Source organism: Streptomyces sp. NPDC036813 (assembly GCF_055609245.1).
This window is the reverse complement of the sequence record NZ_JBVJPV010000007.1, coordinates 60,514-76,592: the sequence shown is the minus strand read 5'-3', so window position 1 is coordinate 76,592 and position 16,079 is coordinate 60,514. Positions and strand designations below refer to the sequence as shown.

Genomic DNA, 16,079 nt, shown 5'->3' with positions numbered 1-16,079 from the left:
ACGAGACGGAACCGGGGCGCGGTCGGCACCGGACGCGCGACCTCGCAGCCGCTGGCCCTCGCGGCCATGATGTGCGCCGTGGCGATGACCTTCATCGACCAGACGATCGTGTCGATCGCCGCCCCCGACATCGTCTCCGAACTCCATCTGACCAGCTCCGGCATGCAGTGGGTGGTCAACGCCTACCTGCTCGCCCTCGCGGCGTTCTTCGCGCTCGGCGGCCGCCTCGCCGACCTGTTCGGGCCGCGCCGCGTCGTCGTCGCCGGCTCCCTGGTCTTCGTCGTCTCCTCGGTGCTGTGCGGTTGTGTGCCCACCGGCGGCTCCCCGCTGGCCTGGCTCGTCGTCTTCCGGGCCACCCAGGGGTTCGGCGCCGCGCTGCTGTTCCCGGCCGCGCTCGCCGTGGTCGTGGCGGTCTTCCCGGTCGAGCGGCGGGGCCGCGCCCTCGCCCTGTTCTTCGGCCTCACGGGCGCCCTGACCGCCCTCGGCCCGCTGCTGGGCGGCTGGCTGACGGACTGGACCTGGCGGGCGATCTTCTGGGTCAACGTGCCCGTCGCGATCGTGGCGCTCGCCCTCACCTGGCTCGCCCGCATCCCCACCCAGCGCCGTGACGAGCCGCTCGACGTGCCCGGCGCGGTCCTGATCGCCGTCGGCATGGGCCTGAGCGTCCTCGGCTTCCAGCAGGCGGCGACCTGGGGCTGGGACTCCGCGGCGACCTGGGGCTGCATCGTGGGCGGCCTCGCCGTCCTCGGCGTCTTCTGCCGCTACGAGCTGGGCGTGCGGCACCCGCTGGTCAACCTCGCGGTGTTCCGCGACCGCGCGTTCACCGTCGACGTGCTGGTGCTGTTCTTCGCGATGCTGGCGTTCGTCCCGCTGTTCTTCTTCGCCTCGGTCTACGCCCAGATCTCGCTCAGCGCCTCCCCCAACCAGGCCGCGCTCTACCTGCTGTACTTCTTCGCCGGGTTCGCCCTCGCCTCCCAGTGGGGCGGGCGGATCCTGGACAAGCGGGGGGCGCGTCCCGCGATGAAGGCGGGCTGTGTGATCGGCGCGGTCGGGTTCGCGCTGTGGGCCGGGAAGCTGACCGACCTGTCCATGCACGACCAGTGGCCCTACGCCGCGCTCGCGGGCGCCGGCATCGGCTTCATCCTCGCGCCGGCCTCCACGGACGCCGTCAACCGCGCGATCGGCGCCTCGTACGGCGAGGTCACCGGGGTCACGCAGACCGTGCGCAACTTCGCCGCGAGCGTCGGCCTCGCCGTCTACGGCACCCTGCTCACCCACGCCATGACCGACCACGTCACGGACACGCTGCGCGGGCGCGGGATGCCGCCGGACGCGGCGCGCTCTGCGGCGGGGGACGTGGCCGAGGCGGTCACCGGCAACCCGGACGCCACCACGCCCACCGGCGGCGGCCCGCTCGCTTCGACCATGCGCACCGCGATGTCCGCGATCCGCGGCGACTTCGCCGAGGCCAACCAGTGGGTGTTCTACGGCATGGCGATCGCCCTCGGCATCGGCTACCTCTGCGCCCTGCGCCACCCGGGCGGCCGCGCCGGCCCGGAGACCGACCCGGAAGACCCGGACCAGCGGCACAGCGCGACCGGCGCCGCCGGCACCGAACAACAGGCGTCCGGGCAGCGCGCCCAGTAGCCACGTCCGGCTCTCCAGTTCCAGCTCTCTGAGGGACGGCCAAGGGGGACGACGGCGAAGTACGCCTAGCTCTCCAGGCCGTCGAGGTGCTCGTCGAGGCGTGCCTCGCCGTCCTCGCTCTTCTCGCCCCGCTCGAAGCCGTTCCCGCTCTTGTCACGCGGCTCGAAGCCGTTCCCGCTCTTGTCACCCGGCTTGAAGCCGTTCCCGCTCTTGTCACCCGGCTCGTAGCCGTTCCCGCTCTTCTCGCCCAGCTCGCACCAGATGCTCTTGCCCTCGCCGCGCGGGGCCACGCCCCAGTCGTCGGCGAGCAGCTCCATCAGGACCAGGCCGCGCCCGGAGGAGGCCAGCTCGCCGGGACGGCGCCGGTGGGGCAGGTCGTCGCTGGTATCGGTGACCTCCACCCGGATGCGGCGCTCGCCCGGGGCGCCGCCGACCTCGGCGACGAGCAGCGCGTCGGCGTCGGTGTGCACGAGGACGTTGGTGAGCATCTCGGAGACCAGCAGGACGGCGGAGTCGACCTGGTCCGGGGAGGGCCAGTCGTGCAGCAGCTCGCGCAGCTGCTGCCGGGCCGTGGCGACCCGCTCGGGTTCGGCCTGCGCGACGGTCAGCACCGAGCGCCGCACCGGCGTCCGTACGGCGGGGGAGCCGTCCTCGCCCGCCGGGTGCCGGCCGAGCAGCACCAGGGCGATGTCGTCCTCGCGGCGATCGGTGAGCGGGCCGGTGGTGTGGTGCGAGGAAGGGCCGTGGACCGCCTGGACCAGGGCGTCGGCGAGCGCGTCGAGGTTCCCGTCGTGGGACTCCATGATCGAGCGGACCCGGGCCCAGCCGGAGTCCAGGTCGTGGCCGCCGGTCTCGATCAGACCGTCGGTGCACAGCAGCAGCGTCTCGCCGGGCATCAGCGTGAGCCGGGTGGTCGGATAGTCGCTGTCCGGGTCGATACCGAGGGGGAGGCCGCCGGCCGTGGGCCGGTGCAGCACCGTTCCGTCGGGCATGCGGACCGCCGGGTCCAGATGCCCGGCCCGCGCGGAGAGCACGACCCCGGACGCCGGGTCGACCTCGACGTACAGACAGGTCGCGAAGCGCAGCTCGCCGGGGTCGTCGGTGTGGGTGATGCCGTGGAAGAAGCGGGAGGCGCGGGAGAGGACCGCGTCGGGGCGGTGGCCCTCGGCGGCGTAGGCGCGCAGGGCCGTGCGCAGCTGGCCCATCAGCCCGGCCGCCCGTACGTCGTGGCCCTGGACGTCGCCGATGACCAGGGCGAACCGGTTGCCCGGCAGCGGGATCATGTCGTACCAGTCGCCGCCGACCTGGAGTCCGCCGCCGGTCGGGACGTACCGGGCGGCGATGCTCATGCCGGGGATCTTCGGGCCCAGTACCGGCAGCATCGAGCGTTGCAGTCCGTCGGTCAGCTCCCGCTCGGTCTCGGCCGCGCCGGCCCGGGACAGGGCCTGGGCGAGCATCCGCGCCACCGTCGTCAGCACGGACCGCTCGTCGGGCGTGAAGGCGACCGGATAGGTGAACGCGGCCATCCAGGCGCCCATCGTGCGCCCGGAGACCGTCAGCGGCAGGAATGCCCACGACTGCCGGTTGAAGCGCTGGGCGAGCGGCCAGGTGAGCGGGTAGCGCGCCTTGTACTCCTCCGGCGAGGACAGGTAGACCGCGCGGCCGGTGCGCACCACCTCGGCGGCCGGATAGTCCGTGCTCAGCGCCATCTGGGCGAAGGGTCCCTCGTCGCCCTGCTGCTGTCCGTGGTGGCCGATGATGGTCAGCCGGTCGGCCTCGGCGCCGAACACCGCGAGCCCGTCCGGCGAGAATCCCGGCATCGACAGCCCGGCCGCCACCCGCAGCACCTCGGCCGTGGAGCGGGCCTCGGCCAGCGCGCGGCCCGCGTCCAGCAGGAACGCCTCCCGGGAGCGCCGCCAGTCGCCGGTCACCGCGCTGCGGCCCGCCGGGGTACCGGGCGCCGGCTCGGTGACCTCCTGGAGGGTGCCGATCAGTTCGTACGCCTTCTTCTCCCGGTCGAAGGCCGGCTTGGAGCGGGAGCGCACCACGCGCAGGACGCGGCCCGTCTCGTCCATGATCCGGATGCGCACCTCGGCGAGGGTGCCCTCGGCGACCGCCAGCTGGACGACGCCGGTGATCTCGTTCCAGTCCACGGGGTGCAGCCGGGCGCGCACCTGGGCCTCGGTGAGCACGGCCGGCTCGGCGGGCAGCCCGAGCAGCCGCGCCGCCTCCGCGTCCACGGTGACCTGCCCGGCTGCGGTGTCCCAGTGCCACAGGCCGGTCGCGAGGGCGGCGAGGACCTCCTCCACGGCGGGCAGGGGCTCACCAGTACGCATTGCCCCACTTTAAGAAGATCTGTTCGCATCATGCCACCGAAGCAGGTGGGCGCAGCGGCCGACGGCTCCCCTCGGCGCCTCACGCGGCACGGGCGACGGCCCCTTCGCGGCGGCCCGGGCGGTAATGGTGGGGAGGCGATCCCGGGGCGGCCGGTACCCTTGAAAAGTCCGGGCACCGGGCCCCGGAGATCCCCGATCCGCGAAGACTGGATGAACGACGATGCATCGGTACAGGTCCCACACCTGCGGCGAGCTCCGCGCCTCTGACGTCGGCACCGACGTCCGGCTGAGTGGCTGGCTGCACAATCGGCGCGACCTGGGCGGCATCCTCTTCATCGATCTGCGCGACCACTACGGCATCACGCAGCTGGTCGCCCGCCCCGGCACGCCCGCGTACGAGGCGCTGGACTCGATCTCCAAGGAGTCCACGGTCCGCGTCGACGGCCGCGTTGTTTCACGTGGAACCGAGAACGTGAACCCCGACCTGCCCACCGGTGAGATCGAGGTGGAGGTCGCCGAGGTCGAGCTGCTCGGCGCGGCGCAGCCGCTGCCCTTCACCATCAACGCCGAGGACGGGGTCAACGAGGAGCGGCGCCTGGAGTACCGCTTCCTCGACCTGCGCCGCGAGCGCATGCACCGCAACATCATGCTGCGGACGGCGGTGATCTCCGCGATCCGTCACAAGATGGCGGCGATGGGCTTCAACGAGATGGCCACCCCCATCCTCACGGCCACCTCCCCCGAGGGCGCCCGCGACTTCGTGGTCCCCTCCCGGCTGCACCCGGGCAAGTTCTACGCCCTGCCGCAGGCGCCGCAGCAGTTCAAGCAGCTGCTGATGATCTCCGGCTTCGACCGCTACTTCCAGATCGCGCCCTGCTTCCGCGACGAGGACGCCCGCGCCGACCGCTCGCCGGGCGAGTTCTACCAGCTCGACGTCGAGATGAGCTTCGTCGAGCAGGAGGACGTCTTCCAGCCGATCGAGAAGCTCATGACCGACCTCTTCGAGGAGTTCGGCGGCGGCCGTCACGTCACCTCGCCCTTCCCGCGGATCCCGTTCCGTGAGGCGATGCTGAAGTACGGCTCCGACAAGCCCGACCTGCGCGCCAAGCTGGAGCTGGTCGACCTCACGGACGTCTTCGAGAACAGCGAGTTCAAGGCGTTCGCCGGCAAGCACGTGCGCGCGCTGCCCGTCCCGGCGGTCCAGGACCAGCCGCGCAAGTTCTTCGACCAGCTCGGCGACTTCGCGGTCTCCCAGGGCGCGAAGGGCCTGGCCTGGGTCCGCGTCGGCGAGGACGGCCAGCTGTCCGGCCCGATCGCGAAGTTCCTCACCGAGGAGAACGTCAAGGTCCTCACCGAGCGCCTCGGCCTCGAGGCCGGGCACGCCGTCTTCTTCGGCGCGGGTGAGTTCGACGAGGTCTCCAAGATCATGGGCGCGGTCCGCGTCGAGGCCGCCAAGCGGGCCGGCCAGTTCGAGGAGAACGTCTTCCGGTTCTGCTGGATCGTCGACTTCCCGATGTTCGAGAAGGACGAGGACACCGGCAAGATCGACTTCTCGCACAACCCGTTCTCGATGCCGCAGGGCGGCATGGACGCGCTGGAGAACCAGGACCCGCTGGACATCCTGGCCTGGCAGTACGACATCGTCTGCAACGGCGTGGAGCTGTCCTCCGGCGCGATCCGCAACCACGAGCCGGAGATCATGCTCAAGGCGTTCGAGATCGCCGGTTACGACCGTGAGGTGACCGAGCGCGAGTTCGCGGGCATGCTCCGCGCGTTCCGCTTCGGCGCCCCGCCGCACGGCGGCATCGCCCCCGGCGTCGACCGCATCGTCATGCTGCTCGCGGACGAGCCGAACATCCGCGAGACCATCGCCTTCCCGCTCAACGGCAACGCCCAGGACCTGATGATGGGCGCGCCGACGGAGCTGGAGGCGGCCCGCCTGAAGGAACTGCACCTGACGGTGAACAAGCCGCAGCCGAAGTAAGCGGCACACAGGCGACCAAGGCGCCCGGGACCTCGTCGGTCCCGGGCGCCTCTTGGTGTCACCAGGCAGGTGTCACTTGGCGACGAACTGCGTCAGGATCGCCTGGACCTCGTAGATGTCGACGCCCTTGGTGAACGTCTTCTCGATCGGGGCGGCCGTGCCGGAGACCCAGATCTTCAGCTCGGCGTCCAGATCGAAGGTGCCGGCGGTCTCCACCGCGAAGTGCGTGATGCTGCGGTAGGGGACGGAGTGGTACTCCACCTTCTTGCCGGTGATGCCCTGCTTGTCGATCAGGATCAGCCGCCGGTCGGTGAACAGGATGGTGTCGCGGATCAGCAGGTACGCGGCGTGCACCTGCTCGCCCTGGCCCAGCAGCCGGGCGTAGTCCTGCTGGGCCTCGCCCGAGTCGATGGTGTGCGCGTTGCCGAACAGTGCCATGTGGTCCCCCCACGTAGGTGATCTTCGTCGGTGATCTCCGGCAATCTATCCGTCCGCGCCCTCGGCGTCATCGGGTGAGGCGCCGTCCTCCAGCAGGCGTTCGGCGATGTCGTCGGACCAGTGCTGCGCCCAGGCGCGCAGCGCGGCGATCTCCTGCGCCGGCAGGCCGTACGCCGTGAAGGCGCCGTCCGGGTACCAGTCGGTGCCGGTGAGACGGGACTGGAGGGTGGGCAGGTCGAAGGGGTCGTGGGCGTGGCGGCGGCCCAGTTCCTCCAGGTCGGGGAAGCCGAAGCGGGCTGCGGCGGCCCGCGCATCGATCAGGTCCACGGCGGCGCCCCGGTCGTACAGGGCCCGGATCTTGGTGCCGACCGCGTCCTCCAGGGACAGCGCGGGACCGGCCTCGCTGAGCACGGGCGGATGCCAGAACGCCTCTTTGTGCAGGGCCAGGGCGCATTCCTCGCCCGTCGGCGGGTCGGTGACGGTGAGCTGCGCCGACAGCGGGGTCACTGAGACGGTGCGCACCTGACGGCCGCGCGCCTCCAGGGCCGTACGGACGTCACCCGCGATCCGGTCCATCGGGTCGGGGCTCTGCGTCGCGAGGTCGACGTTGGCGTGCGGGCGGGTCAGCAGACCGTGCGCCTGAAGGGCGTATCCGCCGGCCAGGACCAGCCCGTGCGGGGTGCCGGCGGTGACGACATCCGCGAGGAGGCGGTGGTGGGGTGCGGAGAGGTTCACGAAAGTCCCATGCTGTCAGACGCCGGGGCCGGGGCGGTGCCGGGCGCGCCGGTGCGGACAGCGGACCGCCCCCGGGAGCGGGGCTCCTCGGGGGCGGTCCGTCTGTCCCTACGGCGTCACGCGGTGGGCTTCTCCTCCAGGCGCGGGAAGAGGACCGCCCCCTTGGTGACCGTGGCACCGGCGGGCAGGCGGCCCCAGTCGGCGGCCTCCTGGACCCGCTGCTCGGCCAGGGCGCCCAGGACGGGCTCCGCGCCGAGGGAGTCCCACAGCTTCTGCGAGGTCTCCGGCATGACCGGGTTCAGCAGCACCGCCACCGCGCGCAGCGCCTCGGCGGCCGTGTAGAGGATCGTCGCCAGACGGGCCTGGCCCTCCGGAGAGTCGTCCTTGGCGACCTTCCAGGGCTCCTGCTCGGTGATGTAGCCGTTGACCTGCTTGACGAAGTCGAAGACCGCCAGGATGCCGCCCTGGAAGTCCAGCTCGTCACCGATCTTGCGGTCCGCCTCGGCGACCGCCTTGGCCAGGCCGTCGTGGATCGCCTTCTCGGCGTCGCCGTCGGCCGTGGACGCGGGCAGCTCGCCGCCGAAGTACTTGCCGACCATGGCCGCCACCCGGGAGGCGAGGTTGCCGTAGTCGTTGGCCAGCTCGGAGGTGTACCGGGCGGAGAAGTCCTCCCAGGAGAACGAGCCGTCCTGGCCGAACGCGATCGCGCGCAGGAAGTACCAGCGGTAGGCGTCCACGCCGAAGTGCGAGGTGAGGTCCTGCGGCTTGATGCCGGTCAGGTTCGACTTCGACATCTTCTCGCCGCCGACCATCAGCCAGCCGTTCGCGGCGATCTTCTTCGGCAGCGGCAGGCCCTGCGCCATCAGCATGGCCGGCCAGATCACCGCGTGGAAGCGGAGGATGTCCTTGCCGACGAGGTGCACGTCGGCCGGGAAGGTCGCCTCGAACTTCTCCGGGTTCTCGTTGTAGCCGACCGCCGTGGCGTAGTTCAGCAGCGCGTCGACCCAGACGTAGATGACGTGCTTGGCGTCCCACGGGATCGGGATGCCCCAGTCGAACGTCGAGCGGGAGATCGACAGGTCCTGCAGGCCCTGGCGGACGAAGTTCAGCACCTCGTTGCGCGCGGACTCGGGCTGGATGAAGTCGGGGTTCGCCTCGTAGTGGGCGAGGAGCTTGTCGGTGTACTCGCTCAGCTTGAAGAAGTAGTTCTCCTCGCTGAGGATCTCCACCGGCTTCTTGTGGATCGGGCAGAGCTTCTGACCCGCGTACTCGCCCTCGCCGTCGAGCAGCTCGCCGGGGAGCTTGTACTCCTCGCAGCCCACGCAGTACGGGCCCTCGTAGCCGCCCTTGTAGATCTCGTCCTTGTCGTACAGGTCCTGCACGAACTCCTGGACGCGGTCGGTGTGCCGCTTCTGCGTGGTGCGGATGAAGTCGTCGTTCGCGATCTCCAGGTGCTCCCAGAGAGGCTTCCAGGCCTCGGTGACGAGCTTGTCGCACCATTCCTGGGGGGTGACGCCGTTGGCGTCGGCCGTGCGCATGATCTTCTGACCGTGCTCGTCCGTGCCGGTGAGGTACCACACCTTCTCGCCGCGCTGACGGTGCCAGCGCGTGAGCACGTCCCCTGCAACGGTCGTGTAGGCGTGGCCCAGGTGAGGAGCGTCGTTGACGTAGTAGATGGGCGTGGAGACGTAGTACGCCTTCCCCGCCTGCTTCTCGGATCCAGTGGCCGCCATGGTCGAAATCCTACTGGGCCGGTGAAGATCGACTCACACGCGTTTCGGGGGGTGGACGGCCGTGGTCCGGCGTCCACCCCCCGCGTGTGGGGTCCTTCCGGCGTGCTTACGGGCGCCAGGTCGCCAGTACGCCTTCGTAGAGCTCCTTGTCCGTGAGCTCGCGGGGAGCGGGGCCGGCGTGGAAGAAGGACGTGTTGTCCGTCTTCAGCTTGCGGAGGTAGTCGAACGCCTTGTTGTCGTGCTCACCGAAAGCGACGAAGGAGAAGAAGAGGGCGGGGTGGTTCTTCGCCGCCTCCGTGAGGGACTGGGTCGCGGGAGTCTTCGCGTCGGGGGCGCCGTCGGTCTGGAAGACGACGAGGGCGGGGGCGCCGGGGTCCTGCGACTTCTGGTGCAGGTCGATCACCTGCTGGACCGCGGCGTGGTAGCTGGTGCGGCCCATGCGGCCGAGGCCGGCGTGCAGCTCGTCGATCTTGTTCTCGTGGTCGGTGAGGGTGAGCTCGCCGGTGCCGTCCACCTCCGTGGAGAAGAAGACGACCGGGACCGTGGCCTCGGGGTCGAGGTGCGCGGCGAGGGCGAGGGTCTGCTCGGCGAGGGCCTGGGCGGAGCCGTCCTTGTAGTACGGGCGCATGCTCGCGGAGCGGTCGAGGACGAGGTAGACCTTGGCACGGGCGCCAGTGAGGTTCTGCTTCTTGAGGGCGGCGGTGGCGGCTTTGTAGGCGGTCGCCAGGGCGGTGGCCTTGAGACGGGCGAGGGGTACGGCGGGGCCTTCGGCGGGCGGGGTGTTGTCCTGCGGGGTGTTGTCCTGCGGGGTGTTGTCCTGCGGTGCGTTGTCCTGCGGTGCGTTGTCCTGCGGGGTGTCCGTCGGCTTTTCGGCCTCGGCTTCGCCTTCGGCCGTCTCGTTCCCACCCGCACCACCCGTGCGGGATTCGTTGTCGGGTGCGGGTGGCCCCTGGGGGGCGTCCTCGCCGTCGGCGGCCGCGGGTTCCGGAGCAGCAGCCGGCTCCGCCGGCTCGTCCTCGGACGTCGTCGCCTCGTGGGCGACCGGGGCGGACTCGTCCTCCCTGGCCGCGGGCTGCTCATGGTCGGTGGTCGCTTCCGGGGCGGCGCCCTCGGGCTGCTCTTGTGCCGTCGGCTCCGAGACCGCCGCTTCGGGTGCCTGCTCCGCGGCCGTCGGCTCCGCCTCCGTGACGGGCTCTGCATCCTGCGCCGGTTCCGCCTCCTGCGCCGGCTCCGGGGCGGTGGCCTGGGGCTTCTGCTCGGTCCGCTCCGGCTCCGGGTCCGGCTGCGGCTCGGCCGCGGTCGGCTCCTCCGCGGGCTCCGGCTCTGCCTTCGTCGCGGTCGGCTCGGCCGTGCGCTCCGGCTCGGGCTCCGTCGCAGCGGGCTCGTCCGTGGGCGTCGGCTCCGCCGCGGTGGCCTCCTCCGCGGGCGTCGGCTCCGCCGAAGCGGGCTCGTCCGTGGGGTCCGGCTCCGCCGCGGTGGGTTCCTCCGTTGGCTCCGGCTCTGCCTTCGTCGCGGTCGGCTCCGCCGTGCGCTCCGGCTCGGGCTCCGCCGCAGCGGGCTCGTCCGTGGGTTCCGGCTCCCTCGCCGTCGGCTTCTCCGTGGGCTCCGGCTTCCTCGCCGTCGGCTTCTCCGTGGGATCCGGTTCCGCCGTCGTCGGCTTCTTCGTGGGGTCCGCCATGGGGTGGTCGGCCTTCGTCGGGGCCGGCGTCGGGGCCGTCGTGTCTGCCGGGCGGGACGGGTTGGGGACCGTGACGTGGTCGAAGGCTGCTGCCACCAGGTCGTGGGTCTCGCGGAGCTCCGGGCGGGGTTCCGGGATGCGGGGAGCGGCGTCCGGGGTCGCCGGGGCCGCGGGTGTCGGCGGCTGTGCGGGCACCGCCACCGGGGTCGCCTCGGCCGCCGCCGGGGTCTCTGCGGACGCCGTCGGCTCCACCTGCTCCGACGGCTTCTCCGCCGCCGTCACCTGGTGCTCCGCCGTCGGTTCCGCACTCTCTGCCTCGGCCGTGCGTCCCTTGCGTGATCGGCCGAACGCGTTCCGCAGGAGAGTGAGAATGCCCATGTGCGCAACCCTTCGCGTGAGTTGATGCCCGTAGATCCCTGGCCAGGACGGACACGTAAGGTTAGCGGCCCCGAGCGGTGATCTTGGGGAGGGGTGAGCAGGGTGGAAACCCCGGTGTCAACACCCCGAAGGCCCCGGCGGGTTCACCCTCCGTTCATCCGGTCGCAGCGCTTCCGCATGCGCACGCCCCTACCGTCACGATCACACCAAGGGCACGCAAGGGGAGAGTAAAGTGCGCAAGCTGCTGCCGCTCATAGGGACACCGTCCGTTGTGCATCCGGGTGGGCGGTCGGCCCTGACCTGCCGGTTCCGGTGCGGTGACGCCTGCTTCCACGAGGTGCCCAACACCAGCACCAACGCCTACGTAGGTGACGTCATCGTCGGCGCCCTCAGCCGCCGCAGCGCTCTGCGTGCCGCCGCCGTCGTCACCGTGGCTGCCGCGGCCGGGAGCGTCACCGTCGCCGCCCCGCCGCCGGCCGCCGCCGCCACCCCGTCACCGGCTTCCCGCGGCCGCGCCGCGCGCGGGCTGCGTTTCACGCCCGTCGCGCCCAACACCGCCGACCAGGTCACCGTCCCCGACGGCTACCGGCAGAACGTGGTGATCCGCTGGGGCGAGCCCATCCTGCGCGGTGCGCCCGCCTTCGACCCGGAGCGGCAGACCGCGGCCGCGCAGGCCGGGCAGTTCGGGTACAACAACGACTTCCTCGCCCTGCTGCCACTGCCCGGTGAGCGGCACCGGCAGCTCCTCGTCGCCAATCACGAGTACACCGACGAGGTGCTCATGTTCCGGGGCTACGACCCCGAGAACCCGACCCGGCAGCAGGCCGAGGTCGCCTGGGCCGCGCACGGTCTGTCGGCCGTCGTCGTGGAGGAGGACCGCCGCAGCGGGAAGCTGACCGCCGTCCCGCGGCATCCGCTCAACCGGCGCGTCACCGCCACCACCCCCTTCCGGCTCACCGGGCCCGCCGCGGGCTCCGACCTGCTGAAGACCTCCGCCGACCCCACCGGCCGCAGGGTCCTCGGCACGCTCAACAACTGCTCCGGCGGCACCACGCCGTGGGGAACCACCCTGCACGGCGAGGAGAACTTCAACCAGTACTTCGCGCACGGCAGCCGGAGCACCGACAAGCGGTACGGGATCGGCACCGGCGCCACCGAGCGCAAGTGGGAACGCTTCGACCAGCGCTTCGACCTGGCGCAGGAGCCCAACGAGGTGCACCGGTTCGGGTATGTGGTCGAGTTCGATCCGTACGACCCCTCCTCCACGCCGCGCAAGCACACCGCGCTCGGGCGGTTCAAGCACGAGGCCGCGACCGTGCGGCTCACCGAGGACGGGCGGCCCGTCGTGTACTCGGGTGACGACGAGCGGTTCGACTACTTCTACAAGTTCGTCGGCAGCAAGCGGATGCGGCACGGCAGCTCCCGGGCCGTGCGCGAGCACAACCTGTCGCTGCTCGACGAGGGCACGCTGTACGTCGCCCGGCTGACCGGCGACTCCCCGGCCGCCGAGTTCGACGGCAGCGGCAAGCTCCCCTCGGACGGGGAGTTCGACGGCGGTGGGCAGTGGATCCCGCTGGCCACCGCCGCCGCCGACGGTGCCGTGTCGCACGTGGAGGGGATGAGTGCCGAGGAGGTGTTCGTCTTCACGCGGCTCGCGGGTGACAAGGTGGGCGCGACGAAGATGGACCGCCCCGAGGACATCCAGCCCTCCCCGCACACCGGCAAGGTGTACGTCGTCCTCACCAACAACTCCAACCGGGGGAAGAGCGGTTACGCCCCGGCCGACGAGGCCAACCCGCGCAACGGCAACAAGCACGGACACATCCTGGAGCTGACCGAGCGGCACGGCCGGGCCGACGCCACCACCTTCGCCTGGTCCCTGTTCCTCGTCGCCGGTGACCCGAACGACGCGTCCACCTACTTCGCCGGGTTCCCCAAGGACCGGGTCAGCCCCATCTCCTGCCCGGACAACGTGGCCTTCGACCCGCACGGCAACCTGTGGATCTCCACCGACGGCAACCAGCTCGGCTCGCACGACGGCCTGTTCGGCGTGGCGACGCGGGGGGAGCGGCGCGGTGAGCTGAAGCAGTTCCTGACCGTGCCGACCGGCGCCGAGACCTGCGGCCCGCTCGTGCAGGACCGGCGGGTGCTGGTCGCCGTACAGCATCCCGGTGAGGTCGACGGGGCGTCGGTGGAGAAGCCGGCCAGCACCTGGCCCGACGGCCCGGGGAAGATCGTCCGTCCGGCGGTCGTCGCGGTGTGGCGGGCCGACGGCGAGGACATCGGCGTCTGACCCGCACCCACCCGGCAGCCCACGCCGCCCCTCACGCCTGCGAGAACGCGAGCGCGGCGGCAGTGCTTTCCAGCCACTCCCGGTACGCCGGGGACTGGCGCGCCGCCTCCCAGTACGCCTCCCGCAGCGTCGGGCACACGCCGTCCAGTTCCGTCTCCGTCCGGGCCGCGAGCAGCAGCCGTACGCCGAGCGGGTCGCCCCGCAGCCGGCGTACGGCCGACTCCGGCCGGGACAGGGACGTCGGCTGGCAGACGGTGACGACCTCGCCGGTGGCCACCAGCGAGGCGGCCGTGTGGTAGTCGCCGTGCAGGATGCGGGGGCTCAGCCCGGCCAGCCGCAGCATGCGGTGGACGGCGTCCCATTCGCCGTCCACCGTGGGGTCGACCATCCAGCGGTCCCCGGCGAGGTCGGCGAGGTCGACGACCGGTTTCGCGGCGGCCGGGTGGTCGGCCGGCAGCGACACGAACTGCGGTTCCCGATCGATCAGGACGCGGGTGCGCAGCCCGTCGGGAACGCGCAGCGGGCAGCCCTCGACCTCGTGCACGAACGCCACGTCGAGCTGGCCGTCGGCGACCATGCGCAGCAGGGCGTTGGGGGAGACGTCCATGTGCAGGCTGGGTTCCTGACAGCGTTGCCGCAGCCGGCGCAGCCAGCCGGGCAGGGCGCGGCTGGCGGTGGAGCCGATGCGCAGGTGCGGTCCGCCCGCGGCGGCGGCGCGGGCCTCGGCGACCAGCGAGCGAAGGTCGGCGACCAGTGGGCGGGCCCGGCTGAGCACCAGCCGGCCGAGCGGGGTGGGGCGGCAGCCGGTGCGGGTGCGCAGGAACAGCGCGCCGCCCAGCTCCAGTTCGATCCGGCGCAGCTGGCCGCTCAACGAGGGCTGGGACACGCCGAGATGGCGGGCGGCCCGGTGCAGGCTGCCGGTGTCCGCGATGGCGCACAGCGCGCGGAGGTGCCTCACCTCGAGCTCCATGCCCCCGGAGAGTAAAGCGGAAGCCACGGTTTCACCAGGGGTTCAACTACCGGCGTAAAAGGGCTGGTTGGGCGGGGATAGGGCCGGGCTATCGCCGGTTGCCATCATCACAGGCGCCGCGCAGGCGCCGACACTCTCGGGTGGCAAGTGACTCGACCCCCACCCCAGGAGTCATCGATGCGTATGCGTATGCCCCTGTCCGCCGTCACGGCGGCCGCCGCGCTCGCTCTCGGCCTCGCCGCGCCCGGCCTGGCCTCGGCCTCTGCGGTACCGGCCCCGCAGCAGTACCAGGGCTACACCGGCTCGGCGGCCGAGGCCAGGGCGAACCAGGCCTTCTTCGACGCCGTCGTGAAGTCCGTCGCCGCCAAGCGGGCCGCGAACCCGAGCAGCACCGCCGCCGTCACCGTGGTCTACGACCCGTCCGGCGCACCGTCCTTCCGGACGCAGATATCCCGGGCCGCCCAGATATGGAACAGCTCGGTGTCCAATGTCAGACTCGCGGCGGGTTCGAACGCCGACTTCGCGTACTACGAGGGCAACGACTCCCGCGGTTCGTACGCCTCGACGGACGGTCACGGCAGCGGCTACATCTTCCTGGACTACCGGCAGAACCAGCAGTACGACTCCACGCGGGTGACCGCGCACGAGACCGGTCACGTCCTCGGCCTGCCGGATCACTACTCCGGCCCGTGCAGTGAGCTGATGTCGGGCGGCGGCCCCGGCCCGTCCTGCACGAACCCCTACCCGAACGCGACCGAGCGCTCCCGCGTCAACCAGCTGTGGGCGTACGGCTTCGCCGCCGCCCTGGACAAGGCCCTGCACAAGGCACGCTAGTCCGCTGCCGCTCCCCACACCCCCCACCGGGACGCGGGTCGCCCTCCTGCACAGGGCGGCCCGCGTCGCCGTTGTCCGGTGGGTCAGCGGCGGTGCAGGGTGACGTCGGCGACGAGGGTGCGGTGGTCGCTGCCGGTCAGTTTCAGGAAGCGGGCCCGGGTGACGGAGAAGTCGCCCGACAGCAGCACATGGTCGATCTGCACGCCGAAGACGGGTGTGGTGCGGGCCGGCCAGCTCGGGGCGCGGTCGTGCCCGGCGAGCCGGGCGGCGTCGTACAGGCCGGTGTCCAGGATGTGGCGGAAGGCGGCGTGGTCCTGGGAGGCGTTGAAGTCGCCGGCGACGATCGTCGGCGTGCCCCGGGCGGCCGCGGCGAAGTCACGCAGCCGGCCCAGCTCGCGGCGCCACGGCCCGAGACCACCGGGCACCGGCGGCATCGGGTGCGCCAGCTGCAGCCGTACGGCGTGACCGTGGACGTCGGCGACCGCGCCGGGCATGCCCATGGCGGCGGGCACGCCGGGGGTGGCGGCGAGCGGGAAGCGGCTGAGGATGACCGAGCCCTGGGAGCCGGCGCCGTCCACGGAGTGCCGGTACGGGTAGGTGCCGGCGAGCTCCCGGCGCAGCGCGATGTCGCACCGCAGGTTGTCGCACTCCTGCACGAACACCACGTCCGGCCGCTGCTGCCGTACGGCCAGGAGCAGGGCGTCGGTGGCCCGGCCGAACTGCGTGTTCGAGGTCAGGACGCGGAAGGAGGCGAGGGCCGGCCCAGCGGGCGCGCTGTCCTTGCCGTACGGCTGGACGAACCAGGCGAGCAGGGCCAGCACGACCACGCCCCACACCACGCCGCCCCACCACCGGCCCAGCAGCGCCAGCAGCAGCCCGCCACCGGTCGGCACCAGCAGCCACGGCAGAAAGGCCAGCAGCTGGGGGACGGGCGTGACGGCGTCGGTGTCGGCGATCCGGCACCCGAGCAGGACGCTCACCGCGGCCAGCAGCAGCGCCGCGCACCAGGCGCTCATCCGCCGCCCCGAAGCGCCGGCGGGGAAACGCCGGGCG

11 protein-coding genes are annotated in these 16,079 nt (G+C 71.9%); 4 read left to right on the top strand and 7 right to left on the bottom strand.

What is annotated here, in order from left to right:
• Window positions 1–66 precede the first annotated feature (66 nt).
• The gene (locus ACZ67Q_RS16450) at window positions 67–1,647 is read left to right on the top strand and encodes an MFS transporter (RefSeq protein WP_471182702.1); all 1,581 of its coding nucleotides are present in this window, start codon (window positions 67–69) and stop codon (window positions 1,645–1,647) included.
• 65 nt (window positions 1,648–1,712) lie between these two features.
• Here the strand turns inward: ACZ67Q_RS16450 and ACZ67Q_RS16445 are convergent, their stop codons facing one another.
• Entirely contained in the window at window positions 1,713–3,983 is a 2,271-nt protein-coding gene (locus tag ACZ67Q_RS16445; RefSeq protein WP_471182100.1) for a SpoIIE family protein phosphatase, read from the bottom strand.
• A gap of 220 nt (window positions 3,984–4,203) precedes the next feature.
• Between ACZ67Q_RS16445 and aspS the strand changes: the two genes are divergently transcribed.
• Window positions 4,204–5,967 (top strand): aspartate--tRNA ligase, encoded by a 1,764-nt coding sequence (gene aspS / locus ACZ67Q_RS16440; protein WP_471182098.1) that lies wholly within the window; start codon window positions 4,204–4,206, stop codon window positions 5,965–5,967.
• Between the two features lie 72 nt (window positions 5,968–6,039).
• Here the strand turns inward: aspS and ACZ67Q_RS16435 are convergent, their stop codons facing one another.
• The 4 genes from ACZ67Q_RS16435 to ACZ67Q_RS16420 form a co-directional block, all read right to left on the bottom strand.
• Window positions 6,040–6,405: a PH domain-containing protein gene (locus tag ACZ67Q_RS16435; RefSeq protein WP_471182095.1), complete on the bottom strand. Its 366-nt coding sequence runs from the start codon at window positions 6,403–6,405 to the stop codon at window positions 6,040–6,042.
• A gap of 45 nt (window positions 6,406–6,450) precedes the next feature.
• The gene (locus ACZ67Q_RS16430) at window positions 6,451–7,140 is read right to left on the bottom strand and encodes a hypothetical protein (RefSeq protein ID WP_471182093.1); all 690 of its coding nucleotides are present in this window, start codon (window positions 7,138–7,140) and stop codon (window positions 6,451–6,453) included.
• Between the two features lie 116 nt (window positions 7,141–7,256).
• Window positions 7,257–8,873: a methionine--tRNA ligase gene (gene metG, locus ACZ67Q_RS16425; RefSeq protein ID WP_471182090.1), complete on the bottom strand. Its 1,617-nt coding sequence runs from the start codon at window positions 8,871–8,873 to the stop codon at window positions 7,257–7,259.
• A gap of 106 nt (window positions 8,874–8,979) precedes the next feature.
• Window positions 8,980–10,929, bottom strand: coding sequence for a VWA domain-containing protein (locus tag ACZ67Q_RS16420; protein ID WP_471182088.1), 1,950 nt, complete (start codon window positions 10,927–10,929; stop codon window positions 8,980–8,982).
• Between the two features lie 232 nt (window positions 10,930–11,161).
• Here ACZ67Q_RS16420 and ACZ67Q_RS16415 point away from each other — a divergent pair, with 232 nt between their 5' ends.
• Window positions 11,162–13,222, top strand: coding sequence for a PhoX family protein (locus tag ACZ67Q_RS16415; RefSeq protein WP_471182085.1), 2,061 nt, complete (start codon window positions 11,162–11,164; stop codon window positions 13,220–13,222).
• 31 nt (window positions 13,223–13,253) lie between these two features.
• Here the strand turns inward: ACZ67Q_RS16415 and ACZ67Q_RS16410 are convergent, their stop codons facing one another.
• Window positions 13,254–14,192: a LysR family transcriptional regulator gene (locus ACZ67Q_RS16410; RefSeq protein ID WP_471182082.1), complete on the bottom strand. Its 939-nt coding sequence runs from the start codon at window positions 14,190–14,192 to the stop codon at window positions 13,254–13,256.
• A 183-nt stretch (window positions 14,193–14,375) separates the two neighbouring features.
• Between ACZ67Q_RS16410 and snpA the strand changes: the two genes are divergently transcribed.
• The gene (gene snpA / locus ACZ67Q_RS16405) at window positions 14,376–15,026 is read left to right on the top strand and encodes a snapalysin (RefSeq protein ID WP_471182699.1); all 651 of its coding nucleotides are present in this window, start codon (window positions 14,376–14,378) and stop codon (window positions 15,024–15,026) included.
• An 83-nt stretch (window positions 15,027–15,109) separates the two neighbouring features.
• Here snpA and ACZ67Q_RS16400 read toward each other — a convergent pair whose 3' ends face one another.
• Window positions 15,110–16,042, bottom strand: a complete 933-nt coding sequence (locus tag ACZ67Q_RS16400) for an endonuclease/exonuclease/phosphatase family protein (RefSeq protein ID WP_471182696.1) — start codon at window positions 16,040–16,042, stop codon at window positions 15,110–15,112.
• Between the last annotated feature and the right edge of the window lie 37 nt (window positions 16,043–16,079).

What these genes read in the sequence shown, in the direction of transcription:
- metG (WP_471182090.1), bottom strand. Translation starts at nt 8,873, where the DNA reads ATGGCGGCCACTGGATCCGAGAAGCAGGCGGGGAAGGCGTACTACGTC.
- snpA (WP_471182699.1), top strand. Translation starts at nt 14,376, where the DNA reads ATGCGTATGCCCCTGTCCGCCGTCACGGCGGCCGCCGCGCTCGCTCTC.
- ACZ67Q_RS16445 (WP_471182100.1), bottom strand. Translation starts at nt 3,983, where the DNA reads ATGCGTACTGGTGAGCCCCTGCCCGCCGTGGAGGAGGTCCTCGCCGCC.
- aspS (WP_471182098.1), top strand. Translation starts at nt 4,204, where the DNA reads ATGCATCGGTACAGGTCCCACACCTGCGGCGAGCTCCGCGCCTCTGAC.
- ACZ67Q_RS16410 (WP_471182082.1), bottom strand. Translation starts at nt 14,192, where the DNA reads ATGGAGCTCGAGGTGAGGCACCTCCGCGCGCTGTGCGCCATCGCGGAC.
- ACZ67Q_RS16450 (WP_471182702.1), top strand. Translation starts at nt 67, where the DNA reads ATGATGTGCGCCGTGGCGATGACCTTCATCGACCAGACGATCGTGTCG.
- ACZ67Q_RS16400 (WP_471182696.1), bottom strand. Translation starts at nt 16,042, where the DNA reads ATGAGCGCCTGGTGCGCGGCGCTGCTGCTGGCCGCGGTGAGCGTCCTG.
- ACZ67Q_RS16435 (WP_471182095.1), bottom strand. Translation starts at nt 6,405, where the DNA reads ATGGCACTGTTCGGCAACGCGCACACCATCGACTCGGGCGAGGCCCAG.
- ACZ67Q_RS16420 (WP_471182088.1), bottom strand. Translation starts at nt 10,929, where the DNA reads ATGGGCATTCTCACTCTCCTGCGGAACGCGTTCGGCCGATCACGCAAG.